The sequence below is a fragment of the Streptomyces sp. genome (assembly GCF_019510245.1).
Classification (GTDB): Bacteria; Actinomycetota; Actinomycetes; order Streptomycetales; family Streptomycetaceae; genus Streptomyces.
The window spans coordinates 1-23,347 of record NZ_JAEKKT010000143.1; the positions used below are offsets into that span (position 1 = coordinate 1).

At 71.9% G+C, this 23,347-nt stretch carries 22 protein-coding genes; 15 read left to right on the top strand and 7 right to left on the bottom strand.

Translation table 11 applies throughout. The features are described 5' to 3' along the window. From JF597_RS24045 to JF597_RS24080, 8 genes are all read left to right on the top strand, one after another. On the top strand, positions 1 to 909 hold a 909-nt coding region (locus JF597_RS24045; protein WP_293998330.1), incomplete at its 5' end, for a molybdopterin dinucleotide binding domain-containing protein. Between the two features lie 123 nt (positions 910 to 1,032). Beyond that, the gene (locus JF597_RS24050; RefSeq protein WP_293998333.1) at positions 1,033 to 2,421 is read left to right on the top strand and encodes a citrate:proton symporter; all 1,389 of its coding nucleotides are present in this window, start codon (positions 1,033 to 1,035) and stop codon (positions 2,419 to 2,421) included. Between the two features lie 22 nt (positions 2,422 to 2,443). Then, positions 2,444 to 3,688: an MFS transporter gene (locus tag JF597_RS24055; RefSeq protein ID WP_293998336.1), complete on the top strand. Its 1,245-nt coding sequence runs from the start codon at positions 2,444 to 2,446 to the stop codon at positions 3,686 to 3,688. Between the two features lie 100 nt (positions 3,689 to 3,788). Then, the gene (locus JF597_RS24060) at positions 3,789 to 4,538 is read left to right on the top strand and encodes a hypothetical protein (RefSeq protein WP_293998339.1); all 750 of its coding nucleotides are present in this window, start codon (positions 3,789 to 3,791) and stop codon (positions 4,536 to 4,538) included. Further along, on the top strand, positions 4,525 to 5,181 hold the full coding sequence (locus JF597_RS24065; protein ID WP_293998342.1) for a class F sortase: 657 nt from the start codon (positions 4,525 to 4,527) through the stop codon (positions 5,179 to 5,181). The genes JF597_RS24060 and JF597_RS24065 overlap by 14 nt, the downstream gene beginning before the upstream one ends. An 88-nt stretch (positions 5,182 to 5,269) precedes the next feature. Continuing rightward, a complete protein-coding gene (locus JF597_RS24070; RefSeq protein WP_293998345.1) occupies positions 5,270 to 5,719 on the top strand; it encodes a DUF3574 domain-containing protein in 450 nt (149 codons plus the stop codon). Positions 5,720 to 5,815: 96 nt separating this feature from the next. Continuing rightward, a complete protein-coding gene (locus JF597_RS24075) occupies positions 5,816 to 7,204 on the top strand; it encodes an aldehyde dehydrogenase family protein (RefSeq protein WP_293998347.1) in 1,389 nt (462 codons plus the stop codon). A 12-nt stretch (positions 7,205 to 7,216) separates the two neighbouring features. Further along, positions 7,217 to 8,305, top strand: coding sequence for a Zn-dependent alcohol dehydrogenase (locus JF597_RS24080; RefSeq protein ID WP_293998350.1), 1,089 nt, complete (start codon positions 7,217 to 7,219; stop codon positions 8,303 to 8,305). Positions 8,306 to 8,330: 25 nt separating this feature from the next. On the opposite strand, the gene JF597_RS24085 is transcribed toward JF597_RS24080, so the two are convergent. Beyond that, positions 8,331 to 9,266, bottom strand: a complete 936-nt coding sequence (locus JF597_RS24085; RefSeq protein WP_293998352.1) for a DMT family transporter — start codon at positions 9,264 to 9,266, stop codon at positions 8,331 to 8,333. A gap of 183 nt (positions 9,267 to 9,449) precedes the next feature. Continuing rightward, complete coding sequence (locus JF597_RS24090) at positions 9,450 to 10,106, bottom strand: TetR/AcrR family transcriptional regulator (protein WP_293998354.1); 657 nt, start codon at positions 10,104 to 10,106, stop codon at positions 9,450 to 9,452. A gap of 61 nt (positions 10,107 to 10,167) precedes the next feature. Here JF597_RS24090 and JF597_RS24095 point away from each other — a divergent pair, with 61 nt between their 5' ends. The 3 genes from JF597_RS24095 to JF597_RS24105 all read left to right on the top strand — a co-directional run bounded on the left by JF597_RS24095 (position 10,168) and on the right by JF597_RS24105 (position 12,420). Next, on the top strand, positions 10,168 to 11,319 hold the full coding sequence (locus JF597_RS24095; protein WP_293998519.1) for an acyl-CoA dehydrogenase family protein: 1,152 nt from the start codon (positions 10,168 to 10,170) through the stop codon (positions 11,317 to 11,319). Positions 11,320 to 11,389: 70 nt separating this feature from the next. Beyond that, positions 11,390 to 11,677 (top strand): YiaA/YiaB family inner membrane protein, encoded by a 288-nt coding sequence (locus tag JF597_RS24100; protein ID WP_093504975.1) that lies wholly within the window; start codon positions 11,390 to 11,392, stop codon positions 11,675 to 11,677. Between the two features lie 119 nt (positions 11,678 to 11,796). Continuing rightward, positions 11,797 to 12,420, top strand: a complete 624-nt coding sequence (locus tag JF597_RS24105) for a TetR/AcrR family transcriptional regulator (RefSeq protein WP_293998358.1) — start codon at positions 11,797 to 11,799, stop codon at positions 12,418 to 12,420. Positions 12,421 to 12,434: 14 nt separating this feature from the next. On the opposite strand, the gene JF597_RS24110 is transcribed toward JF597_RS24105, so the two are convergent. Continuing rightward, positions 12,435 to 12,896: a MaoC family dehydratase gene (locus tag JF597_RS24110; protein ID WP_293998361.1), complete on the bottom strand. Its 462-nt coding sequence runs from the start codon at positions 12,894 to 12,896 to the stop codon at positions 12,435 to 12,437. 122 nt (positions 12,897 to 13,018) lie between these two features. Between JF597_RS24110 and soxR the strand changes: the two genes are divergently transcribed. Further along, complete coding sequence (soxR, locus tag JF597_RS24115) at positions 13,019 to 13,489, top strand: redox-sensitive transcriptional activator SoxR (RefSeq protein ID WP_293998364.1); 471 nt, start codon at positions 13,019 to 13,021, stop codon at positions 13,487 to 13,489. Positions 13,490 to 13,501: 12 nt separating this feature from the next. Here the strand turns inward: soxR and JF597_RS24120 are convergent, their stop codons facing one another. Further along, positions 13,502 to 14,221 (bottom strand): 3-keto-5-aminohexanoate cleavage protein, encoded by a 720-nt coding sequence (locus JF597_RS24120; protein WP_293998367.1) that lies wholly within the window; start codon positions 14,219 to 14,221, stop codon positions 13,502 to 13,504. Between the two features lie 84 nt (positions 14,222 to 14,305). Further along, complete coding sequence (locus JF597_RS24125; protein WP_293998370.1) at positions 14,306 to 14,908, bottom strand: hypothetical protein; 603 nt, start codon at positions 14,906 to 14,908, stop codon at positions 14,306 to 14,308. Positions 14,909 to 15,177: 269 nt separating this feature from the next. Between JF597_RS24125 and JF597_RS24130 the strand changes: the two genes are divergently transcribed. Beyond that, positions 15,178 to 17,967: a penicillin acylase family protein gene (locus tag JF597_RS24130; RefSeq protein WP_293998373.1), complete on the top strand. Its 2,790-nt coding sequence runs from the start codon at positions 15,178 to 15,180 to the stop codon at positions 17,965 to 17,967. Between the two features lie 38 nt (positions 17,968 to 18,005). Here JF597_RS24130 and JF597_RS24135 read toward each other — a convergent pair whose 3' ends face one another. Both JF597_RS24135 and JF597_RS24140 read right to left on the bottom strand, forming a co-directional pair. Continuing rightward, positions 18,006 to 19,325: a serine-threonine protein kinase gene (locus JF597_RS24135; protein ID WP_293998376.1), complete on the bottom strand. Its 1,320-nt coding sequence runs from the start codon at positions 19,323 to 19,325 to the stop codon at positions 18,006 to 18,008. A gap of 80 nt (positions 19,326 to 19,405) precedes the next feature. Continuing rightward, on the bottom strand, positions 19,406 to 20,641 hold the full coding sequence (locus JF597_RS24140) for a DUF1343 domain-containing protein (protein ID WP_293998378.1): 1,236 nt from the start codon (positions 20,639 to 20,641) through the stop codon (positions 19,406 to 19,408). Between the two features lie 265 nt (positions 20,642 to 20,906). On the opposite strand from JF597_RS24140, the gene JF597_RS24145 reads away from it, so the two are divergent. Both JF597_RS24145 and JF597_RS24150 read left to right on the top strand, forming a co-directional pair. Next, complete coding sequence (locus tag JF597_RS24145) at positions 20,907 to 21,671, top strand: SDR family NAD(P)-dependent oxidoreductase (RefSeq protein ID WP_293998381.1); 765 nt, start codon at positions 20,907 to 20,909, stop codon at positions 21,669 to 21,671. After that, complete coding sequence (locus JF597_RS24150) at positions 21,668 to 23,344, top strand: AMP-binding protein (protein ID WP_293998383.1); 1,677 nt, start codon at positions 21,668 to 21,670, stop codon at positions 23,342 to 23,344. The genes JF597_RS24145 and JF597_RS24150 overlap by 4 nt, the downstream gene beginning before the upstream one ends. The last annotated feature ends 3 nt before the right edge of the window (positions 23,345 to 23,347 follow it).

Sequence of the window (23,347 nt, forward strand, 5' to 3'; positions counted from 1 at the left end):
CAGAGCCCGCACCACGACTTCGCCTTCAACACCCTCGCCGTGCGCAACCAGGTCCGCTACTCCCGCGCCGCCGTCCCGCTGGAGCCGGGCAGGATGGCGGAGAGCGAGATCCTGGCCCGGCTGATCCTCGCGGCCGGCGGCATGCACGGCGCCGAACCGTCCGCCGTGGACGACATGGTCATCGGCCAGACCCTCGGCAAGGCGGTCAAGGAGACCCACTCGCCCGTGCACGGCCGGGACCCGCAGGAACTCGCCGGGCTGCTCACCGGGGAGAGCGGGCCCGAGCGCCGGCTCGACCTGATGCTGCGCCTAGGCCCCTACGGCGACGGCTTCGGCGTCCGCCCCGACGGGCTCACCCTGGAGCGGTTGCTCGCCCACCCGCACGGCATCGACCTCGGCCCCCTCACCTCACGCCTCCCGCAGCCGCTGAAGACCAGGAGCGGCAAGGTCGAACTGCTGCCGCGGCCGATCGCCGACGACCTGCCCCGGCTGCGCGCGGCCCTCGGTACCAGCCCCGCGGCGCTCGTCCTCGTCGGCCGCAGGCACCTGCGCTCCAACAACAGCTGGATGCACAACGTGCCCGCCCTCACCGGCGGCTCCAACCGCTGCACCCTGCACATCCACCCCGAGGACGCCGCACGGCTCGGCGTGCGCGACGGCGCCGACGTACGCGTCAAGGGGGCCGGCGGCGAGGTGGTCACCCCGGCCGAGGTCACCGAGGGCGTCCGGCCCGGTGTCGTCAGCCTCCCGCACGGCTGGGGCCACGACCGCCCCGGCACCCGCCTCAGCCACGCCGCGACGGCCCCCGGCGTCAACGTCAACCAGCTCCTGGACGGCAGCCTGCTCGACCCGCTGTCCGGCAACGCCGTCCTCAACGGCATCCCCATCGAAGTGACCGCAACCCCGTGACCTGGACTTTCGCGCTTATTGCTCGCGCGTCAACGTCTTGTTAACGAGGTTTGACGCGACCTAACGTCGTCCGCACCGCCGGCCCTGGTGGGAGTTCAAGGGCGAACGTTAGGTGATCCACTCATGCTGACCATCCTCGGCTTCGCCATGATCGCGACCTTCCTGGTTCTGATCATGCTGAAGAAGATGTCGCCGATCGCGGCGCTCGTGCTGATCCCGGCGCTGTTCTGCGTGGTCGTCGGCAAGGGCGCCCACCTCGGCGACTACGTCATCGACGGCGTCACCAGTCTCGCGCCCACCGCGGCGATGCTGATGTTCGCGATCGTCTACTTCGGCGTGATGATCGACGTCGGCCTCTTCGACCCGGTCGTCAAGGGGATCCTGAGGTTCTGCAAGGCCGACCCGCTGCGGATCGTCGTGGGTACGGCCGTACTCGCCGCGATCGTCTCGCTGGACGGCGACGGTTCCACCACCTTCATGATCACCGTCTCGGCGATGTACCCGCTGTACAAGCGCCTGAAGATGAGCCTGGTCGTGATGACCGGGGTCGCCGCGATGGCCAACGGCGTGATGAACACCCTGCCCTGGGGCGGACCCACCGCCCGCGCCGCCACCGCGCTCAAGCTGGACGCGAGCGACATCTTCGTGCCGATGATCCCCGCGCTGGCCATGGGCCTGCTGTTCGTCTTCGCCCTCGCCTACGTCCTCGGCCGCCGCGAACGCAGGCGGCTCGGCGTGCTGACGCTGGAGGAGGCGCTGGTGGAGGAGCCGGAGACGGTTCTCGTGGGCGCCGGCCAGAACCCTTCGCGCACCGGCGGTCCGGGCTCCGGCACCGGCGCGGACCTGCCCGGCGAGCCCGAGGACGACGGGTTCCAGGGCCTCGACCCGCACCGCGAGACCCTGCGGCCCGGGCTCTACTGGTTCAACGCGCTGCTCACGGTCACCCTGCTCACCGCCATGATCATGGAGTGGCTGCCGATCCCGGTGCTGTTCCTGCTCGGCGCGGCCCTGGCCCTGACCGTCAACTACCCTCAGATGCCCGCCCAGAAGGCCCGGATCGCCGCGCACGCCGAGAACGTCCTCAACGTCTCCGGGATGGTCTTCGCCGCCGCCGTCTTCACCGGCGTCCTGCAGGGCACCGGCATGGTCGACCACATGGCCGACTGGCTCGTCGGCAACATCCCCGACGGCATGGGCCCGCACATGGCCCTCGTCACCGGCGTGCTGAGCATCCCGCTCACGTACTTCATGTCGAACGACGGCTTCTACTTCGGCATCCTGCCGGTGCTCGCCGAGGCCGGCCAGGCACACGGCGTCTCCGCGGTGGAGATCGCCCGCGCCTCGATCGTCGGCCAGCCCCTGCACATGTCCAGCCCGCTGGTGCCGGCCGTCTACGTCCTGGTCGGCATGGCCAAGGTCGAGTTCGGCGACCACACGCGGTTCGTCGTGAAGTGGGCGGCGCTGACATCGCTGGTGGTGCTCGGGGCAGGAATCCTGTTCGGGATCATGTGACACGGCACAAGGAGGCTTCACCATGGCGCCCGCCAGGAACCGCGGCTGGCTGCTCCGTCTCGTCATCGCCTTCGGCTTCGCCCAGGGGGCGGTGTCGATGGCCCGCCCCGCCGTCTCCTACCGGGCCCTCGCCCTCGGCGCCGACGAGCGGGCGGTCGGCGTCATCGCCGGTGTCTACGCCCTGCTCCCGCTCTTCGCCGCCGTACCGCTCGGCCGCCGCACCGACCACGGCCGCTGCGCGCCGTTGCTGCCCGCCGGCGTCGTCCTGATATCCGGCGGCTGCGCGCTCAGCGGAGTCGCCGGCTCCCTCTGGGCGATGGCCCTGTGGAGCGGGGTGATGGGCCTCGGCCACCTCTGCTTCGTGATCGGCGCGCAGTCGCTGGTGGCCCGCCAGTCGGCGCCGCACGAACAGGACCGGAACTTCGGCCACTTCACCATCGGCGCGTCGCTGGGCCAGCTGGTCGGGCCGATCGCCGCCGGTGCGGTCATCGGCGGGCCGGACATGGCGGGCACGAGTGCGCTCGCGCTGGTGGTGGCGGGGGCGGGGGCGGCGGTCGCGTTCGCGTCGCTGTGGCGCATCGAGGACCGTACGGCGGTCACGTCCCGTCCGGCGGCGGGGGACCGGGTTCCGGTGGGCCGCATCCTGCGCGCCCGGGGCGTTCCCGCCGGCATGCTCGTCAGCCTCTCGGTGCTGTCCGCGACCGACATCCTGACCGCGTACCTGCCCGTGGTCGGGGAGCACCGGGACATCTCCCCGGCCGTGATCGGCGTGCTGCTCAGCGTGCGGGCGGGTTCGACGATCGCCTGCCGGCTCGTCCTCACACCGCTGCTGCGGCTGCTCGGGCGGCCGGTGCTGCTGACGGTGACCTGCCTCCTGGCGGCCGTGCTGTGCGCGGGGATCGCGGTGCCGGTGCCGGTGTGGGCGCTGGCCCTGACGCTCGCCGCACTCGGCTTCTGCCTGGGGGTCGGCCAGCCGCTGTCGATGACGACGGTCGTCCAGGCCGCACCCGAGGGCGCCCGTTCCACGGCGCTCGCCCTGCGGCTGACCGGCAACCGCCTCGGCCAGGTGGCCGCGCCGGCCGGGGCGGGGCTGCTGGCGGGAGTGGCCGGGGTGGCCGCACCGTTCGTGATGCTGGGCGTGTTGCTGCTGGTGTCGGCGGGGGTGGCGGTGCGCTCGCCGGGGGCGGCGGGGCGGGGCCCAGGTGCCGGTGCGGTGCCGTCGCCGCGGCGAAAGGGCCGGGCGTTGCGCCGCACGAGCGATATCTGACGGCGCGTCGGACGTGGATACCACGGGTTGTGGAGTGCATGAGTGACAGTCCAGACGAAAGGCGATTTGTATGAAAATCATCTAACTCGGAGGAGCATGCATGGTCACGCTCACACTTCCGCGCACCGCCGGTTCCCGTGCGGGCGCCACGGTTGTCCTCACCGCCCTCGCCGCGGCGGGTGCGTCGTGGGTGGCGGCGCCGAACGCGGCCGCCCAAGGGGAGAACGGCGACATCAGGCTCCACCGTGTGGGTGTGCCCTTCGGCGTCTCGAAGGACGACCCGCTGGTCTGCAAGTTCTACCTCGACGCCGTCAACTTCGACATCCTCACCTCGATCGGCTACACGATCACGCCGCAGCCCCCGCTGCCCACCGCCGCGACCGTCGCCGGCTCCATCCAGCTCGCCGGAGGCGCCGGTCACACCGACCCGCTGGGCCTGGCGGACGGCCAGTACCGGCTCACGTGGATCGTGGACGGCGCCCGGAAGGAGAAGGTCTTCCGGGTCAACTGCCATGACGGCAGGCAGGACGGGCCGCAGGGCCAGAACGGTCCGAACGACCAGAACGGCCCGAACGGCGGTCCCAACGGCGGTCCGAACGACCAGAACGGCCAGAACGGTCCGAACGGTCCGAACGGGCAGATCGAGGACAACCAGCGCGGCGACACGTCCTGGGGGCAGGGCGGCGACCACAACGGCCCGCAGGGCGGTGTGCACGCGGGCGGCGGCGGCATCGCCGACGCGACGGCCGCGTTCTCGCCCGTGGCCGCGGCCACGGCCGTCACCCTGGTCGCGGCCAGCGGTGTGGTGTACGTCCGGCTGATCCGCCGCCGGCCCAATGGCGCCGCGTAGGCGCAGACGCAGGCCCTGGTACCGGACCCGCGCCTACCGCCTCGCCAGGACGGCCCTGCTGGCGATCCTCCTGGTGACCGTGGTCCGGTGGTGGGGGCACGACGGGTCGGCCGCGCCCGACGGATCGGACGCCCTGGCGGCGTCCGGGCCGGGCGCGGCCGACTCCGGGCCCCCGCCCCGCCCGTTGTCCCGGTCCCGGCCGACGTCGATGCGCATCCCGTTCCTGGGTGTCGACGCGCCGGTCACCGGGGTCCGACTCGACCGGGGCCGGCAGCTGGAGACACCGCCGGTCGACGACCCGAAGCTGATCGGCTGGTTCCAGGGCGGCGCCACGCCCGGCGAGTCCGGCCTCGCGATCGCCGTCGGCCACCGCGACACCAGGACCGGACCCGCGGTCTTCGCGGCGCTCGCCCAGATCAAGCCCGGCAAGCGGATCGAGGCCGGGCGCGCGGACGGCCGTACCGCCGTGTACACCGTGGACCGGGTGAAGGTCTATGACAAGGTCGGTTTTCCCGACAAGGAGGTGTACGGCCCGACCCGGCGGCCCGAACTCCGCGTGATCACCTGCGGCGGCCTCTTCAGCCGGCGGACGGGCTACACCAGCAACGTGGTGGTCTTCGCCCACCTGACCGCGACGAGATGACCGGGCCGGGGGCCGTGGTTCGACCTGGACGAGTGAACTCCGGCGGGAAGCGGGGACCCGCGAGGGGCAGTCCCTCTAGGAAGGGGGCATGCGCACTCATTCCCTCCGCAACGGGTCGGCCCTCGCCGTGGCGGGGATCCTGCTCGCCGGCGCTCCGGCCGCGTACACGGCGCCGGCCGCCGGCCGTCCCGCCGCCCCGGCGCGTGGCAGACCGTACATCGAGACCCGGCTGCTCTTCGGCACCGCCCGCCCGGACGGCGGACCCGCCGTCACCGGCCGGCAGTTCACGGCCTTCGTCGACAAGGAGGTCACCCCGGACTTCCCCGACGGGCTCACCGTGCTGAGCGGGCGCGGCCAGTGGCGGGACGCGCACGGGACGATCGAGAAGGAGCGGTCGTACGTGCTGGTCCTGCTGTATCCGGAGTCCGCGGCCAAGGGCGGCGACCGGAAGATCGAGGAGATCCGGCGGGCCTACGAGAAGGCCTTCGCGCAGGAGAGCGTCGGCAGGGTCGACGAACACGCCCAGGTCGACTTCTGATGGTGCCGAAGTGTGTCCCGGGGCATGTCTGGCGCGCTAAAACTATCGCCGCTAGTTTGTGACTCGGACGACGCAGCCCCGCCGGGAGGAAGCAGCATGAAGGCACACGACGGCCTGTACATCGACGGCGCCTGGCGCGCCGCCGAGAGTCGGGACGTGATCGAGGTCGTGAACCCGGCCGACGAGCAGGTCGTCGGCCGGGTCCCGGCGGCCGGCGCCCTGGACGTCGACACCGCCGTACGCGCCGCCCGTGCCGCCCTCCCGGTCTGGGGCGCGACCCCGCCGGCCGAGCGGGCCGCCCGGCTCGGCGCGCTGCGCGACGTGCTGGAGGCCCGGAAGGAGGAGATCGCCGAGACGGTCACCGCGGAACTGGGCGCACCGCTCCAGTTCTCCCGGACGGTCCACGCGGGGGTGCCGATCGCGGTCGCCGGCTCGTACGCCGAACTGGCGGCAACCCACCCCTTCGAGGAGAAGGTCGGCAACTCCACCGTCTACCAGGAGCCGGTGGGCGTGGTCGGCGCGATCACACCCTGGAACTACCCGCTGCACCAGATCGTCGCCAAGGTCGCCCCGGCGCTCGCCGCGGGCTGCTCGGTCGTGCTGAAGCCCGCCGAGAACACCCCGCTCACCGCCCAGCTGTTCGCGGAGGCGGTGCACGAAGCCGGCTTCCCGGCAGGAGTGTTCAACCTGGTCACCGGCCTCGGCCCGGTCGCCGGGCAGGCCCTCGCCGAGCACCCGGGCGTCGACCTGGTCTCCTTCACCGGATCCACGGCCGTCGGCAGGCGGATCGGCGCGGTGGCCGGGGCCGCCGTGAAGAAGGTCGCCCTCGAACTGGGCGGCAAGTCCGCGAACGTCATCCTCCCGAGCGCCGACCTCGCCAAGGCCGTCAACGTCGGCGTGGCCAACGTGATGTCCAACTCCGGCCAGACGTGCAGCGCCTGGACCAGGATGCTGGTGCACACCGACCAGTACGAGGCGGCGGTGGAGCTGGCGGCCACGGCGGCCGCCAAGTACGGCGAGCGGATCGGGCCGGTCGTCAGCGCCAGGCAGCAGGCCCGGGTACGGGGTTACATCGAGAAGGGCGTCGCGGAGGGCGCCCGGCTGGTCGCCGGCGGCCCCGAATCACCCCGCGAACAGGGCTACTTCGTCAGCCCGACCGTCTTCGCCGACGTCACCCCCGAGATGACGATCGCGCAGGAGGAGATCTTCGGCCCGGTCCTGTCGATCCTGCGCTACACCGACGAGGACGACGCCCTGCGCATCGCCAACGGCACCGTCTACGGGCTCGCGGGCGCCGTCTGGGCCGGGGACGAGGCGGAGGCGGTGGCCTTCGCCCGGCGGATGGACACCGGGCAGGTCGACATCAACGGCGGACGCTTCAACCCCCTCGCCCCGTTCGGCGGCTACAAGCAGTCGGGCGTCGGCCGCGAACTGGGCGCGCACGGCCTCGCCGAGTACCTCCAGACCAAGTCCCTGCAGTTCTGAGGAGGCGCCGCGATGACTGTCACGGTCCGAGCCGCCGTACTGCCCGCCGTGGGCGCCCCGCTGTCGGTCACCGCGATCGAACTCCCGGACCCCGGACCCAGACAGGTCCGGGTCCGGCTCGCCGCCGCCGGTGTCTGCCACTCCGACCTCTCCCTGTCCGACGGCACCATGCGGGTGCCGGTCCCTGCGGTCCTCGGCCACGAGGGCGCGGGCACGGTGGTGGCCGTGGGCGAGGGCGTCACCCGTCTCGCGCCCGGCGACCCGGTCGTCCTCAACTGGGCGCCCTCCTGCGGCAGCTGCCCCGCCTGCGCACTCGGCGAGATCTGGCTCTGCGCCAACGCGCTGAACGGCTCCGCCGACGTCTACGCCCGTACCGCGGACGGCACCGACCTGCACCCCGGCCTGAACGTGGCGGCCTTCGCCGAGGAGACCGTGGTCGCCGAGTCCTGCGTCCTCCCGCTCCCCGCGGGCATCCCGCTCACCGACGCGGCCCTCCTCGGCTGCGCGGTCCTCACCGGTTACGGCGCCGTCCACCACTCGGCACGCGTCCGCCAGGGCGAGACGGTGGCGGTGTTCGGCGTCGGCGGGGTGGGCCTGGCCACCGTCCAGGCGGCCCGGATCGCCGGCGCCTCCCGGATCATCGCGGTGGACGTCTCGCAGGAGAAGGAAGGGCTGGCGCGGGCGGCGGGCGCCACCGACTACGTCGTCGCCTCCGACACCACGCCCCGCGCGATCCGCGCCCTCACCGGCAAACAGGGCGTCGACGTCGCCGTGGAGTGCGTCGGCCGCGCGGTCAGTATCCGCGCCGCCTGGGAGTCCACCCGCCGGGGCGGGCGTACGACGGTGGTCGGCATCGGCGCCAGGACCGAACAGGTCACCTTCAACGCCCTGGAGCTCTTCCACTGGGGCCGCACCCTCTCCGGCTGCGTCTACGGCAACTCGGACCCGGCCCGCGACCTGCCCGTGCTCGCCGGACACGTCCGGGCCGGCCGCCTGGACCTGACCGCGCTGGTGACGGAACGGATCGCCCTGGAGGACATCCCGGGCGCCTTCGAGAACATGCTGGCCGGGAAGGGCGGCCGGGCGCTGGTGGTGTTCTGAGCGGCGATGCCCCGAGCGGGTGCCCTCACGCGGGCTTCCGGGTCTCCTCGGGCCGTGCCTGGGGCACGGCGGCCACGACCCGGGAGGCCCGCGCCCGCGACCGGGACACCGCGACCCCGGCCAGGCACAGCACCCCGCCCGCGAGCGTCAGTACACCGGGCACCTCGCCGAGCGCCAGCCACGACATCAGGACGACCAGCGCGGGCACCGCGTAGGTGGTCGCGCCCATCCGGCTGGCCGTCGTACGGGCGAGCGCGTACGCCCAGGTGGTGAAGGCCAGGGCGAGCGGGAACACGCCCAGGTACAGCATGTCGAGGGTCGCGGAGAGCGGTGCGCCGGCCGCCTCGCCGACGAGCTGCCCGGAGAACGGCAGACACAGCACGGCGCCGATCAGGCACCCGAACGTCGTCACCTGGAGCGCGCTCGCGTGGCCGAGCGCCGGCTTCTGCGCCACGACGCCGCCGGCGTACGCGACGGCCGCCAGCAGGCACAGCACCACGCCGAGCACCGAGGAACCGCCCCCGCCCGACATCGACAGGCCCACGGTCACCGCGCCCGCGAACGACACGGCCATGCCCGCGAGCAGCCGGGGCGGCATCGGATCGCCGAGCAGCCGGGCGCCGAGCAGGGCGATCAGGATCGGGCCGATGTTCACGACGAGGGCGGCGGTGCCGGCGTCCACCTGCTGTTCGCCCCAGTTCAGCACGACGCTGTAGAAGCCGAACCAGAGGAGGCCGGACACCGCGATGCCGCGCCAGGCGGACCTGGGTGGGAACCCTTCGCGCCGCACCGCACAGAGGAGCCCGAGCACGAGCGATCCGGAGAGCAGGCGGCCGAGGGCGAGCGCGCCGGGGGAGTAGGAGCCGCCCGCACTGCGGATCGCCACGAAGGCCGACGCCCAGAGCACGACGGTGACGGCCGCAGCGGCGACGGGCAGGAGACGGTGGTCGGGCTTCTTCATGTGGTCGAGGGTAAGGAGGAGGCGCGGGCCGGGGCTGGCGGATTTCGGACGGGTGGGTGGGGGTGGGGTGGGGGTCGGGACGCTTACCGGCGCTGGCAGGGTGCCTCCCCAGCCTTCGGCTGGGGGAGGAACTGCGCGATCAGCCCCCACCCGCCCGCGGCCGACCGACCGCCGCAACCACCCCTACGCCGTCCCCCCAACCCGCGCGAACTGTTCACTCAACCCGTCCAGCAAAGCCCGCAACCCCGTCTCGAACGCCCGCTCGTCCACTTTCTCCTGCTGCTCCGCGAGCAGATGCGCCTGGCCCAGGTGCGGATAGTCGGCCGGATCGTACGCGCTCGCGTCGTCCACGAAGCCCCCGGCGAACGACCCCAGCGCCGACCCCATGACGAAGTACCGCATCAGTGCCCCGATCGACGTCGCCTGCGCCGGCGGCCACCCCGCCCCCACCATCGCGCCGTAGACCGCGTCGGCGACCCGCAGGCCGGCCGGGCGGCGGCCGGGACCCCGGGCGAGGACCGGGACGATGTTCGGGTGGTCCCGCAGTGCCGTCCGGTAGGACACCGCCCAGTCGTGCAGCGCGGTCCGCCAGTCCCGCCCCTCACCCTGTCCGAGGTCTTCGAACATCGACAGGTCGACCTGCGCACTGACCGAGTCCGCGACCGCCTCCAGGATCTCGTCCTTGGTACGGAAGTGGTTGTAGAGGGAGGGCCCGCTCACCCCCAGCTCGGCCGCGAGCCGGCGGGTGGAGACGGCCGCCAGACCCTCCGCGTCCACGAGTTCCCGGGCCACCCGGACGATCCGGTCGGTGCTGAGCAGGGGCTTGCGCGGTCGGGCCATGGCGCACATAGTAGGGCCGGGGAAAGAAACTAGCAGTGCTAATTTAAAGGGTGATCGCATGGTGAACCTGGGGCTCAGCGAGGAGCAGACCGCCGTACGGCAGCTCGCCCGGGACTTCGTCGACCGCGAGATCACCCCGAACGTGATCGCCTGGGACCGCGCCGAGGAAGTCGACCGGGGGATCGTGAAGAAGCTCGGTGAGGTCGGCTTCCTGGGGCTCACGATCGACGAGCGGTACGGCGGATCGGGCGGCGACCACCTCGCGTACTGCCTGGTGACGGAGGAACTGGGCCGGGGGGACTCCTCGGTCCGCGGGATCGTGTCCGTGTCCCTGGGGCTGGTCGCCAAGACCGTTGCCGCCTGGGGCACCGAGGAGCAGAAACGGCGCTGGCTGCCGGGGCTCACCTCCGGCGCGTACGTCGGCTGCTTCGGTCTCACCGAACCCGGCACCGGCTCCGACGCGGGCAACCTCACCACCCGTGCCGTTCGCGACGGCGACGACTACGTCGTCAACGGCACCAAGATGTTCATCACCAACGGCACCTGGGCCGACGTCGTCCTGCTCTTCGCCCGCTCCACCGACGCCCCCGGCCACAAGGGCGTCTCCGCCTTCCTGGTGCCGGCCGACACCCCCGGCCTCACCCGGCGTCCCCTGCACGGCAAGCTCGGCCTGCGCGGCCAGGCCACCGCCGAGCTCGTCCTGGAGGATGTCAGGGTCCCCGCCTCGGCGATGCTCGGCCCCGAGGGCAAGGGCTTCTCGGTCGCCATGTCCGCGCTCGCCAAGGGGCGGATGTCGGTGGCCGCCGGCTGTGTCGGGATAGCGCAGGCCGCCCTGGACGCGGCCGTACGGTACGCCGGGGAGCGCGAGCAGTTCGGTACGCCGATCGCCGGGCACCAGCTCGTCCAGGAACTCATCAGCGACATCGCCGTCGACGTGGACGCGGCCCGGCTGCTGACCTGGCGGGTCGCCGACCTGATCGACCGCGGGCTGCCGTTCGCCACCGAGTCCTCCAAGGCCAAGCTCTTCGCCTCCGAGGCCGCGGTGCGGGCCGCCAACAACGCTCTCCAGGTCTTCGGCGGCTACGGCTACATCGACGAGTACCCGGCGGGCAAACTCCTGCGCGACGCGCGTGTGATGACCCTCTACGAGGGCACCAGCCAGATCCAGAAACTGCTCATCGGACGGGCGCTGACGGGCGTCTCGGCGTTCTGAGTACCTCCCTGCGCCCGCCTGAGTATCCCGGCGGATGTGGCGGGGGTCCGCGTTCGCCGATGCTCTGACCATGAGTGACACACCGGTCAGACACCAGAACACGGCCGCCTTCTACGGCCAGGCCGTCGCCTCCTTCGCCCTCGCCCTCACGGCCACCGCCATCGGCATCTTCCGGCTGCACGCGGACGCCTGGGTGCGCGGCTTCCTCGGCATCGCCGTGCTCTACCTCGTCACCTCGGCCTTCACCCTCGCGAAGGTCGTCCGCGACCGCCAGGAGGCCGGCCAGATCGTCAGCCGGGTCGACCAGGCCAGGCTGGAGAAGCTGCTCGCCGAGCACGACCCGTTCGAGAAGCTCTGAGCCTTCGGGGCGCGCCGAGGCCTCCTGCCGCCCGTGAAAAGCCCTGAGCGGGCACACTAAGCGCTCGCTCAGGAGGGGCGGTATGGTGGAGCTCCGGTATCGAGAGGGGCGAGCGAGCGATGAGTACGGCGGAGGAGACGACCGGCGGCGAGGTCGAGCCGTGGGAAGAGGTCACGCCTGACGCGGCCCGGCGACTGCTGGTCGCCGCCGTGGAGGCCTTCGCCGAGCGCGGCTACCACGCCACCACCACCCGCGACATCGCGGGCCGGGCCGGCATGAGCCCCGCCGCGCTCTACATCCACTACAAGACCAAGGAGGAGCTGCTCCACCGGATCAGCCGCATCGGTCACGACAAGGCCCTGGAGATCCTCCAGACGGCGGCCCGGCGCGAGGGCACCGCCACCGAGCGGCTCGCCGACGCCGTCAGCTCCTTCGTCCGCTGGCACGCCGGGCGGCGCACCACCGCCCGGGTCGTGCAGTACGAACTCGACGCCCTCGGCCCCGACGCCCGCGCCGAGATCCTCGACCTGCGACGCCAGGTGGACGCCGAGGTGCGCGGGATCATCGAGGAGGGCGTCGCGTCCGGCGAGTTCGACGTCATCGACGTGCACGGCACCACCCTGGCGGTGCTGTCGCTGTGCATCGACGTCGCGCGCTGGTTCAACGTGAACGGCCCGCGCACCCCCGAGGAGGTCGGCGCGCTCTACGCCGACCTCGTCCTGCGGATGGTGGGGTCCAAGTAGCGGCCCCACCGCCCTCAGAGGTAGTACCGGGACACCGACTCCGCGACGCAGACCGGCTTGTCGCCGCCCTCGCGCTCCACGCTGAAGGCGACCGTCACCTGGACGCCGCCCGTGACGTCCTCCACGCCGGTGATCCTGGCGGTGGCACGCAGCCGGGAGCCGACCGGGACGGGGGCGGGGAAGCGGACCTTGTTGGTGCCGTAGTTCACACCCATCTTCACCCCCTCGACCGTGATCAGCTGGGGGCCGAAGAGCGGGAGCAGCGACAGGGTCAGGTAGCCGTGCGCGATGGTCGTGCCGAACGGGCCGGCGGCCGCCTTCTCCGGGTCGACGTGGATCCACTGGTGGTCGCCGGTCGCGTCCGCGAACAGGTCGATCCGCTTCTGGTCGACCTCCAGCCAGTCGGTGTAGCCCAGCTGCTCGCCCACGGCCGCCTTCAGCTCGTCGGGGGAGGTGAAGATCCTCGGTTCTGCCATGTCGCCGGCCCTCTCGCACTCACGGAACACGCGTGCATTGTCTAAGCAACTGCTTAGCATGGTCGGGTACGCGTCCCCTGTCAACGGACCGCGACCCGCGCCCGGTGGGTAGGCTCTGCGGGGTGCCGCAGATTCCCGAGAAGATCCACGAGCTGACCGTGGGCCAGTTGTCCGCACGCAGCGGCGCCGCCGTCTCCGCTCTGCACTTCTACGAGTCCAAGGGCCTCATCAGCAGTCGGCGGACCTCCGGCAACCAGCGCCGCTACCCCCGCGACACCCTGCGCCGGGTGGCCTTCGTCCGGGCGGCGCAGCGCGTCGGCATCCCCCTCGCGACGATCCGCGAGGCGCTCTCGGAACTCCCCGAGGAACGCACCCCGACCCGGGAGGACTGGGCCCGCCTCTCCGAGGCCTGGCGCACGGAGCTCGACGAGCGCATCCGGCAGCTCAACCGTCTGCGGGACCATCTGACCGACTGCATCGGCTGCGGCTGTCTGTCGCTGGACACCTGCGTGCTGTCCAACCCGGACGACGCCTTCGGCGAACGGCGGGCAGGCTCCAGTCTGCTGCCCGAGCGGGTGGAACGCAGACGCTAGGCCGACGCTCGGTCACCGGCCGTACTGGAGCAGTGCCTCGGTCACCAACTCGGCGTTGGACAGCGCCCGTTCACCGTCGGGGAGCAGCAGGGTGTCCTCCAGGCCGATGCGGGTCGCGAGGCCCAGCCGGCCCGCCAGCCGCAGCACCGGCCAGGTGCCGCCCTCCTCGCCGTGCAGCAGGACCGGACGGCCGTGGGCCGTGCCCAGCTCGATGAGCAGGGTCCGCGCCGACTGCTCGGCGGTGGCCGGGTCGGGGTCCGTCACCTCCGCGAGCACCCGGAGCACCTGCGGTCCCAGCGGCGAGGCCGCGAACCGCGCCGCCCCGTCCGTGCCGGACCAGATGCCGGCCTCCACCCCGATCCCCATCACCAGCAACTGCTCCGCGACGTCCTCGGCGCCCGGGTCGTGCCAGTTGACCGAGGCGAAGTCGGGCAGGACGGACCAGGTGCCCACCCGCTTCAGCCGCAGTGCCGGATCGGGTGCGCCCCAGGCGCCGGTGGTCACTCCGATGGGTACCCGCAGCCGCCGTGCGCGCAGCGCGTCCACCGTCGGCTCGACCACGCGCGGGGACAGGCTCTCGCGCCCGCACGGGGTCCGCGGGTGCACGTGGACCGCCGTCGCCCCGGCCGCGACCGCCTCGGCGGCGGAATCCGCCAGCGCCGCCGGCGACAGTGGCACGCCCGCGCCGTCGGCACCGCCACGGCGTCCGTTCAGACAGACCTGCAGCTCCATGCTCCGATGGTGCCGGTCGCCGCTGACAACGGCCAGGTCACCGGCAGTTGGGGGGTGCGGCATCCCCGGCGCACCCCGATGTGGTCAGGCCGACATGAGAAGCCGCCCGCGCCTGGCGTAGGCCAGGGCCTCGGGGGTGAGGACCGGACGCGGCACCAGGATCCCGCAGTCCGCGCAGACCGGACCGGCGGAGGGCTCGTGGTCCAGGTCGTACTTCCAGATGAGGCGCTCCCCTTCGCACACCGGGCAGATCGTGCCCGGCTCGCGCTCCAGGGCGGCGATCAGCCGTCGCAGCACCTCGGCGAGTGGTTCGTCGGGATGGACCCGTGGGTCGTCGCACCAGGCCACTCCGAATCCGCCCCAGGTCAGCCGGTGCCAGTCGTCCACGCTGCCCGGGCGGCGCAGCCCGTCGTGCTTCTCCTTCTTGCGGCGCTCGGCGAACTCGCTCTCATAGCCGAGCCATACCGTCCGCGCCTCCTCCAGCTCCTCCAGCGCGCCCACGAGACGCACTGGATCGGGGGAGCGGTCCTCGGGACCGAACCCGGCCCGCGAGCAGAGATGGTCCCAGGTGGCGCGGTGCCCGTAAGGAGCGAACCGCTCCAGGCACTTGCGCAGCGAATAACGCCGTAGCGCCAGATCGCACCGTGGGTCTCGCACCTGTCTCGCCAGACTCCGGAAACCGGCCATCGCCCTGCACCTCCGTCACACCTGCACCTGTACTTCGGTCACTTCGGCGTCGCCGCACGGGCTTCGCACGGCGTTGCCGTATAGACGTATCGACACTCGAATCGGCTCCATCCGATTTCCGATGCCGTCCATAAGGCCGCCCGCCTTGACCGACGGCGGGTGACACCGCCGACGCGGGCGACCACTCCAAAACTTGACGCATGTTCATCTTCAATCCCGGGGATACCGGCGGTAACGTCCGGCACCACCACTCGTCGTGAGGAGCCCCCATGCCACGGCGCACCAGATACCACGCGTTGTTCGACAGACTGAGAACTCCCCGCAAGCTCCCCGGGTTCCTGAAAGCCGCATCCGTATGCGTGCTCATCGCCGGGCTGCTCTCCCCGCTGGCCCAGGCGACCCCGGCCGTGGCGGCCACGGCCTCCAACGACTACTGCGGCGGCCAGTGTTCCGACATCCTGCCGCCCGGCGAGAACGGCAACGCCACCCTCGCCCAGATCCTGCTCAACCAGGCCTTCGGCACCCAGCCCAGCCACGCCGAGGACCAGCTCGGCCTCTACAGCAACCTGGCCACGGGCTACTCCACCCTCACCGACGCGAAGATCAACACGTTCTTCAACGACTCGTCGCTCGGGGTCGCGTCCAGTCAAGTCGCCTCCACGGAGAAGCCGGCCGGCCGCAGCGACGTCACCATCGTCCGCGACAAGGCGACCGGAGTGCCTCATATCACCGGTACCACCAGATACGGCACGGAGTTCGGCGCCGGGTATGCCGCCGCTGAGGACCGGCTGTGGCTCATGGACGTGTTCCGGCACGTCGGCCGCGGCCAGCTCACCACCTTCGCCGGCGGCGTGGCCTCCAACCAGGGCCTCGAGCAGGAGTTCTACCGCAACGCCCCCTACTCCGAGGCCGACCTCCAGGCGCAGATCGACAACGCCGTCGCCAACAACGGCGCCCGCGGCCAGCAGGCCCTCGCGGACGCCGACGCCTACCTCGACGGCATCAACTCCTACATCGACGCCTCCGACAGCGGCCGGTACTTCCCCGGCGAGTACGTGCTGACCGGGCACAAGGACTCGATCACCAACGCCGGTACGATCGACCACTTCAAGATCACCGACCTGGTGGCGCTGGCCTCCGTGATCGGCACGCTGTTCGGCTCCGGCGGTGGCGGCGAGGTCAACAACGCCATATCGCTGCTGGCCGCCCAGCAGAAGTACGGCGTGACGGAGGGCACCAAGGTCTGGGAGTCGTTCCGCGAGCGCAACGACCCCGAGGCCGTGCTCACCGTCCACAACGGCGAGAGCTTCCCCTACGGCACCAAGCCCGACAACCCGCAGGGCGAGGCGCTGCCCGACGCCGGCTCGGTGACCACCGAACCGCTGGTCTACAACGCCACCGGCACGGGAGCGGACCAGAGCGCCGACGCCGCCTCCGCCGCGGCGACCAAGACCGCGCTCAGCTCGGCCAGACGCGGCATGTCCAACGCCCTCGTGGTCAGCGGCAAGTACACCGCGAGCGGTCACCCCATCGCGGTCTTCGGGCCGCAGACGGGTTACTTCGCGCCCCAGTTGCTCATGCTCCAGGAGATCCAGGGGCCGGGCATCAGCGCCCGCGGCGCCTCCTTCGCCGGCCTGAGCATGTACGTCGAACTGGGTCGCGGCCAGGACTACGCGTGGTCCGCGACCACCTCCGGGCAGGACATCATCGACTCCTACGCGGTCGAGCTCTGCCAGGACGACTACCACTACCTGTACCACGGCACCTGCACGGCGATGGACGAGGTCGAGCAGGCCAACTCCTGGAAGCCGACCACGGCCGACGGCACGGCCGCCGGTTCATACACCATGAAGGTCTGGAAGACCAAGTACGGCCCGGTCGAATACCGGGCCACCGTCGGCGGGAAGAAGGTCGCCTACACCACCCTGAGATCCTCCTACATGCACGAGGCCGACTCGATCATCGGCTTCCAGATGCTCAACGACCCCGACTACGTGAAGAGCCCGCAGACCTTCCAGAGCGCGGTCCAGCACATCAACTACACCTTCAACTGGTTCTACGCCGACTCCTCGCACACCGCGTACTACAACAGCGGCAACAACCCGGTGCGGGCGAGCGGGGTCGACCCCGAGTTCCCGGTCTGGGGCCAGGCGGCCTACGAGTGGCAGAACTGGGACCCGTCCACCAACACGGCCGACTACACGCCGGCCGCCCAGCACCCCCAGTCGATCGACCAGGACTACTACATCTCCTGGAACAACAAACAGGCGCTGAACTACACGACGGCGAGCTGGGGCGACGGCTCGGTCCACCGCGGCAACCTGCTGAACGACCGGGTCAGGAAACTCGTCGCCGCCGGGGGCGTCACCCGCTCCTCGCTTGTCAAGGCCATGGCAGACGCCTCGCTCACGGACCTGCGGGCCGAGGACGTGCTGCCGGACCTGCTGAAGGTGGTCAACAGCAGTACGGTCACCGACTCCACGGCCGCCGCGGCCGTCACCAAGCTCCAGACCTGGCTGACCGCGGGCGGCAAGCGCACGGAGACCTCGGCGGGCTCGAAGACGTACGCCGACGCCGACGCCATCCGGATCCTGGACGCCTGGTGGCCGCTGCTGGTCAAGGCCGAGTTCCAGCCCGGCCTCGGTGACAACCTGTACACCGCGTTCACCAACAACCTGTACATCGACGAGACCCCCTCGGCCGCCCACGGGCCGACCGGTGCGCATGCCGGAAGCTCCTTCCAGTACGGCTGGTGGAGTTATGTCGACAAGGACATCCGGTCGGTGCTCGGGCAGACCGTGTCGGGACCGCTCGCCGAGCAGTACTGCGGCGGCGGCAGCCTCAGCGCCTGCCGGGACATCCTCATCAGCACCCTGAAAACGGCGGCCGGCACCAGCGCGTCCACTGTCTACCCCGGGGACTCGCTGTGCTCGGCGGGCGACCAGTGGTGCGCCGACTCGATCGTGCAGCGCACCCTGGGCGGCATCAAGCACTACAACATCAGCTGGCAGAACCGGCCGACCTTCCAGCAGGTCGTGGAGTTCACCTCACACAGGTGAGCCGCACACCGGCGGGTTGACGCCGCACGGCGGCGGGGTCACACGATGTGCCCCGCCGCCAGCACCACCCGCGCCAGTTCGGGGTGCACGATGTCGCTGTGCGCCCCGGACGGCGGACCGCCCCTCCTCACCACCGCCGCCGCGTCGACGTTCACGCAGCCCGGCGCGGCGAGCGGGCCGCGCAGTGCCGCCGCCAGGTCCAGCGACCGGGTCCCCGGCACCTCCTGGACGCCGTCGTGGCCCATCGCACCCCACTTGTCGCCCAGCATCCGCGCCACGTCCTCGCCCAGCGCCGACTCGCAGTCGTCCGCCATCCGCGAGGCCAGCGGGTACAGCGTGCCCAGCGACTCGTCGAAGTGGGAGTAGCAGCACACCAGCGGGCCGTCGATCCGGTTCTGCTGCCCCTGGAGCACCCCGCCGGCGCGCGGATCGTGGGGCAGCCGGGCGGCGAACGTGTAGTGCGAGAAGGCCCCTTGCAGCAGGGTCACGGACTTCACCGTCCGCACCCCGTCGGGCAGCCCGCGCAGCGCGAACGACACCAGCCGGCCGCCGAAGCTGTGCCCCACCAGATGCACCCGCACCTCCGGTGCCGCCCCGGCCAGCTGCCCGATCACCCGCCCGAGCCCACGCTCCCCGACGGTCCCTGCGCGCCGTTTCATCGCGTAGTACGTGGCCTGCCGCAACAGCTCCTTCGCGCCGTCCCAGGGGTCCGGCAGCGCGAACCCGGCCGCGGCGCCACCGCCCTGGAGGGCGGCCAGCGCCGCCGCGAACTCCTCGCACAGGGCCGTCGTGTCCCCGTTGAACAGCACGGGTTCGCTCTGCGGGACGCCCTCTGCGAGCGTGTCCGCGGCGAACAGCGGCTGGGGGCCGCCGGGGAGGACCTCGACCAGCAGCCGGACCAGGCGCCCGAACTCGTCCAGTTCGCCCGCCGGCCGCTGGTCCAGCATCCGCGCGATCTGGTCGACCACGGTGGCCCGCCCCGGGAACGTCTCCAGCAGTGCGTGCCGGGTGTCCTTGTCGAGGACGGGGGCCGGTGCCTCCTCCGCCTCCGTGGCCACCACCGACTTGGGGAAGTCGGGGATCGGCTCGTCGCAGAACCGCATCGACGGCCAGATCACCCCCGCGTACCCGATCCGCGCCCCCGGCGCGAGCTTCGGGACCGGTGCGAAGAACCGCCGGTACAGGCGGGTCGCGCCCGAGCGGTCGTTGTTCCACCCGTGCGCGAAGACGATCAGGTCGTTGAGGCCGTGGCCGCCGATCTCGCCCAGCAGCCGGTCGCGTTCGGCGTCGTCCGGGTCCCCGTCCGCGTCGAAGGTCAGTTCCCAGTAGGGAGCCACACTCATCCCAGGATCCGCCATACCAGGCTCCTCGTCCCCCGAACCGGTGCGATGTGCGCGCATCGTCCCGCCACCGGGCAAGGTTGGCCATACGCCGCGCCTCACCTGTAGAGGAGAAATTCCTTTCGGACCCGGCGGAATGCGGCGAGTTCGTCCCGCCACGCGCCGACGATCTCGTCCGGACCCGCGCCGGCGTCGACCATCGTGCGCACGCGCGCGGAACCGGTGAGCTTGTCGATCCAGTCGTCCGAACGCCAGGCGAAGCCGCTCCACACCTTCTTCGCGGTGACCAGCAGGGCGATTCCGGTGCGTACGGGGTCGTAGGCGGCCCGGTCGTGCACGTGGATCTGCACCCCGCCGACGGTCCTGCCCTGGAACTTGGAGAAGGTCGGCGCGAAGTACGCCTCCCGGAACCGCACGCCCGGCAGCGCGAGCTCGTTGGCGGCGGCCGCCCAGCGCGCGTCGACGCCCTCCGCGCCCAGCAGTTCGAAGGGGCGGGTGGTACCGCGTCCCTCCGAGAGGTTCGTGCCCTCGAAGAGACAGGTCCCCGAGTAGACGAGGGCGGTGTCCGGGGTGGGCATGTTGGGGCTCGGGGGCACCCAGGGCAGGCCGTAGGAGTCGTAGAAGCGCGAGCGCCGCCAGCCGGTCATCGGTACGACGTCCAGGGCGACCGGTGTGCCGAGGAACTCGGCGTTGAACAGCCGCGCGAGCTCGGCGACGGTCATCCCGTGCGCCTGCGCGATCGGCTGCCGCCCGACGAAACTGGCGAACTCCCGGTGCAGGACCGGGCCCTCGGCCGTGCGGCCGGTCACCGGGTTCGGGCGGTCGAGGACGACGAAGCGCCGGCCCGCCAGCTGCGCGGCCTCCATGCAGTCGTACAGCGTCCAGATGTACGTGTAGAAGCGGGCGCCGACGTCCTGGATGTCGAAGACGACGGTGTCCACTCCGGACGCGGTGAAGACGTCGGCCAGGGGCTGCCCGCTCTTGAGGTACGTGTCGTAGACGGGGAGGCCGGTCGCCGGGTCGTCGTAGCGGCCCTCGGAGCCGCCGGCCTGCGCGGTGCCGCGGAAGCCGTGCTCGGGGCCGAAGACGGCGGTGAGGTGCACGCGGGGGTCGGCGTGCATGACGTCGACGATGTGGCGGGCGTCGGGGGTGATGCCGGTGGGGTTGGTGACGATGCCGACCTTCTGGGCGGCGAGGAGGGCGTAGCCGTCGGCGGCGAGGTGATCGAAGCCGGTCCTGAGGGTGCCGTGGGCGTCGGCCGTGGTTGCCGGCGTCGCCGTGATCGAGGCGGCCGCCGTGGCGGCGGTGAGCAGAGCTCTTCTGGACAGGCGCATGGGGTGACCTCCACGTCGAGTGCTCCCGCATGAAGTCTGGCAGGCCGCAGACCGGATGTGGCTGGTCGCGCAGTCCTCCCCCAGCCTCCGGCCGGGGGTACCCCCAGCGCCCCCGGGGCGTCGCAGTGGTCGCGTGTCGGACAGTGGCCCGCGCCTCGGGGTCCTGCGCCTCGGGGGTGTGACGGTCGCCCTTTCCTGGAACATACCGACCGGTTAGTGTGGCCGTGCTGAGCCGAGTCTGGTCGCGTCGTGTCGAAGGAGACCGATGGTGGGAGCCGTGCAAGATGCCCGAGTCGTCGTCACCGGAGCGGGAGGCGGCATCGGGGCCGCTCTCGCCCGCCGGTTCGCCGCCGAAGGCGCCCGGGTCGTCGTGAACGACCTGGCCGGGGAGAAGGCGGCCGCCGTCGCCGCGGAGATCGGCGGGATCGCCCTCGCGGGGGACGCGTCCGGCATCGTCGGCGCCGCCCGGGACGCGCTGGGCGGGAGCGTCGACGTCTACTGCGCCAACGCCGGCCTCGGCTCCGGCGGGTCCGAGGCGGCCGACGCGGCCGTGTGGGAGTCCGCCTGGGACGTCAACGTCATGGCGCACGTACGGGCCGCGCAGGAGCTGGTGCCGGAGTGGCTGGAGCGGGGGAGCGGGCGGTTCGTGTCCACCGTGTCCGCGGCCGGGCTGCTCACGATGATCGGCGCCGCGCCCTACAGCGTGACCAAGCACGCCGCGCTCGCCTTCGCCGAGTGGCTGTCGCTGACGTACCGGCACCGGGGCCTGAAGGTGCATGCCATCTGCCCGCAGGGCGTCCGCACCGACATGCTCGCCGCCACCGGCAGCGCGGGCGACCTGGTGCTCCAGCCGACCGCGATCGAGCCGGACGCCGTCGCGGACGCCCTGTTCAAGGGGATGGCCGAGGACCGGTTCCTGATCCTGCCGCACCCCGAGGTCGCCGACTTCTACCAGGCGCGGGCCGCCGACCCGGACCGCTGGCTGACCAACATGAACCACATCCAGCAGAAGTGGGAGGCCACCCGGTGACCCAGTCGCAGACCGAGTCCGGCTACGCCGCCCGGCCCTGGGTGGGGCTGCTCAACGACGCCCAGCGCGGGCCGGTCGACCCGCCCGCCTCGCTGGTGCACGCCCTGCGCACCGCCGTCGCCGAGGCGCCCGACCGCACCTGCCTCGCCTACTTCGACGCCCGCCTCAGCTTCCGCGAGGTCGACGAGCTGAGCGACTCCGTCGCCGCGCATCTCGCCGAGCGGGGCCTGGAGCGCGGGGACCGGGTCGCCGTCATCCTGCAGAACTCGCCGCACTTCGTGCTCGCGGTGCTCGGCGCCTGGAAGGCGGGCGCGACCGTCGTGCCGGTAAACCCGATGTACAAGTCGGGGGAGGTCTCGCACGTCCTGCGGGACGCCGAGGTGGCCGCGCTGGTCTGCTCGCAGCGGGCCTGGGAGTCGTACCTGCGCGACACGGCCGCCGGCTCGCCGGTGCGGATCGTGCTCACCGCGAGCGAGCTGGACTTCCAGACCCGCGACGACGCGCGCGTGCTGACGTTCGAACGGCTGCCGCAGGCCGCGGACGCCGCGGACCTGGTCGCCGTCGCGCGGCAGGGCGGGAAGGCGCCCGCCGGGCGGGACCCCGAGCCCTTGGACATCGCCCTGATCAGCTACACCTCGGGGACCAGCGGCACCCCCAAGGGCGCCACCAACCTGCACGGCAACATCATGTACAACGCGGAGCGGCAGCGGACCGGGCTCGCCCTGCCCGACGCGCCGGTCTACTACGCCCTCGCGCCGCTCTTCCACATCACCGGCATGGTCTGCCAGCTCTGCGCCTGTCTCACCAGCGTGGGCACGCTCGTGCTGACCTACCGCTTCGAGCCGGGCCTGGTGCTGGAGGCGTTCGCCGAGCACCGGCCGCAGTACACGGTCGGCCCGTCCACCGCTTTCATGGCCCTGGCCGCCCACCCGGACGTCACCCCGGAGCACTTCGCCTCCTTCGTCAACATCTCCTCCGGCGGCGCGCCGCTGCCGCCGGCCCTGGTGGAGAAGTTCCGCGCGGGGTTCGGGCCGTACATCCGCAACGGCTACGGGCTGACCGAGTGCAGCGCGCCCTGCGCATCGGTGCCGCCGGAGCTGGAGGCGCCCGTCGACCCGGTCTCCGGGACCCTCGCGGTCGGGGTGCCCGGCCCGGACACGGTCGTCCGGATCATCGACGACGAGGGCAACGAGGTGCCCTTCGGCGAGCAGGGAGAGATCGCGGTGCGCGGGCCGCAGGTGGTGCCGGGGTACTGGCGGCGGCCCGAGGCCACCGCCGAGACCTTCCCGGACGGCGAACTGCGCACCGGCGACATCGGGTTCATGGACCCGCAGGGCTGGCTTTATGTCGTCGACCGCAAGAAGGACATGATCAACGCGTCCGGCTTCAAGGTCTGGCCGCGTGAGGTCGAGGACGTGCTGTACACCCACCCGGCGGTGCGCGAGGCGGCCGTGGTCGGGGTCCCTGACGGGTACCGCGGCGAGACCGTCAAGGCCTACATCAGTCTTCGCCCGGGAACTGCAACCGATCCGGACGATCTCGCCCTCTATTGCAAGGAGAGACTGGCCGCCTACAAATATCCGCGCCAGGTGGAGATCCTGCCCGACCTGCCGAAGACGGCAAGTGGGAAGATCCTCCGACGGGAACTGCGTTCCCGACCGCAACAGGGTTAGCAG

Excerpts from the sequence above, each read along its gene's own strand:
- JF597_RS24050 (WP_293998333.1), top strand. The coding sequence starts at position 1,033 with ATGCTGACCATCCTCGGCTTCGCCATGATCGCGACCTTCCTGGTTCTG.
- JF597_RS24055 (WP_293998336.1), top strand. The coding sequence starts at position 2,444 with ATGGCGCCCGCCAGGAACCGCGGCTGGCTGCTCCGTCTCGTCATCGCC.
- JF597_RS24060 (WP_293998339.1), top strand. The coding sequence starts at position 3,789 with ATGGTCACGCTCACACTTCCGCGCACCGCCGGTTCCCGTGCGGGCGCC.
- JF597_RS24065 (WP_293998342.1), top strand. The coding sequence starts at position 4,525 with ATGGCGCCGCGTAGGCGCAGACGCAGGCCCTGGTACCGGACCCGCGCC.
- JF597_RS24070 (WP_293998345.1), top strand. The coding sequence starts at position 5,270 with ATGCGCACTCATTCCCTCCGCAACGGGTCGGCCCTCGCCGTGGCGGGG.
- JF597_RS24075 (WP_293998347.1), top strand. The coding sequence starts at position 5,816 with ATGAAGGCACACGACGGCCTGTACATCGACGGCGCCTGGCGCGCCGCC.
- JF597_RS24080 (WP_293998350.1), top strand. The coding sequence starts at position 7,217 with ATGACTGTCACGGTCCGAGCCGCCGTACTGCCCGCCGTGGGCGCCCCG.
- JF597_RS24085 (WP_293998352.1), bottom strand. The coding sequence starts at position 9,266 with ATGAAGAAGCCCGACCACCGTCTCCTGCCCGTCGCCGCTGCGGCCGTC.
- JF597_RS24090 (WP_293998354.1), bottom strand. The coding sequence starts at position 10,106 with ATGGCCCGACCGCGCAAGCCCCTGCTCAGCACCGACCGGATCGTCCGG.
- JF597_RS24100 (WP_093504975.1), top strand. The coding sequence starts at position 11,390 with ATGAGTGACACACCGGTCAGACACCAGAACACGGCCGCCTTCTACGGC.
- JF597_RS24105 (WP_293998358.1), top strand. The coding sequence starts at position 11,797 with ATGAGTACGGCGGAGGAGACGACCGGCGGCGAGGTCGAGCCGTGGGAA.
- JF597_RS24110 (WP_293998361.1), bottom strand. The coding sequence starts at position 12,896 with ATGGCAGAACCGAGGATCTTCACCTCCCCCGACGAGCTGAAGGCGGCC.
- JF597_RS24120 (WP_293998367.1), bottom strand. The coding sequence starts at position 14,221 with ATGGAGCTGCAGGTCTGTCTGAACGGACGCCGTGGCGGTGCCGACGGC.
- JF597_RS24125 (WP_293998370.1), bottom strand. The coding sequence starts at position 14,908 with ATGGCCGGTTTCCGGAGTCTGGCGAGACAGGTGCGAGACCCACGGTGC.
- JF597_RS24130 (WP_293998373.1), top strand. The coding sequence starts at position 15,178 with ATGCCACGGCGCACCAGATACCACGCGTTGTTCGACAGACTGAGAACT.
- JF597_RS24135 (WP_293998376.1), bottom strand. The coding sequence starts at position 19,325 with ATGGCGGATCCTGGGATGAGTGTGGCTCCCTACTGGGAACTGACCTTC.
- JF597_RS24140 (WP_293998378.1), bottom strand. The coding sequence starts at position 20,641 with ATGCGCCTGTCCAGAAGAGCTCTGCTCACCGCCGCCACGGCGGCCGCC.
- JF597_RS24145 (WP_293998381.1), top strand. The coding sequence starts at position 20,907 with ATGGTGGGAGCCGTGCAAGATGCCCGAGTCGTCGTCACCGGAGCGGGA.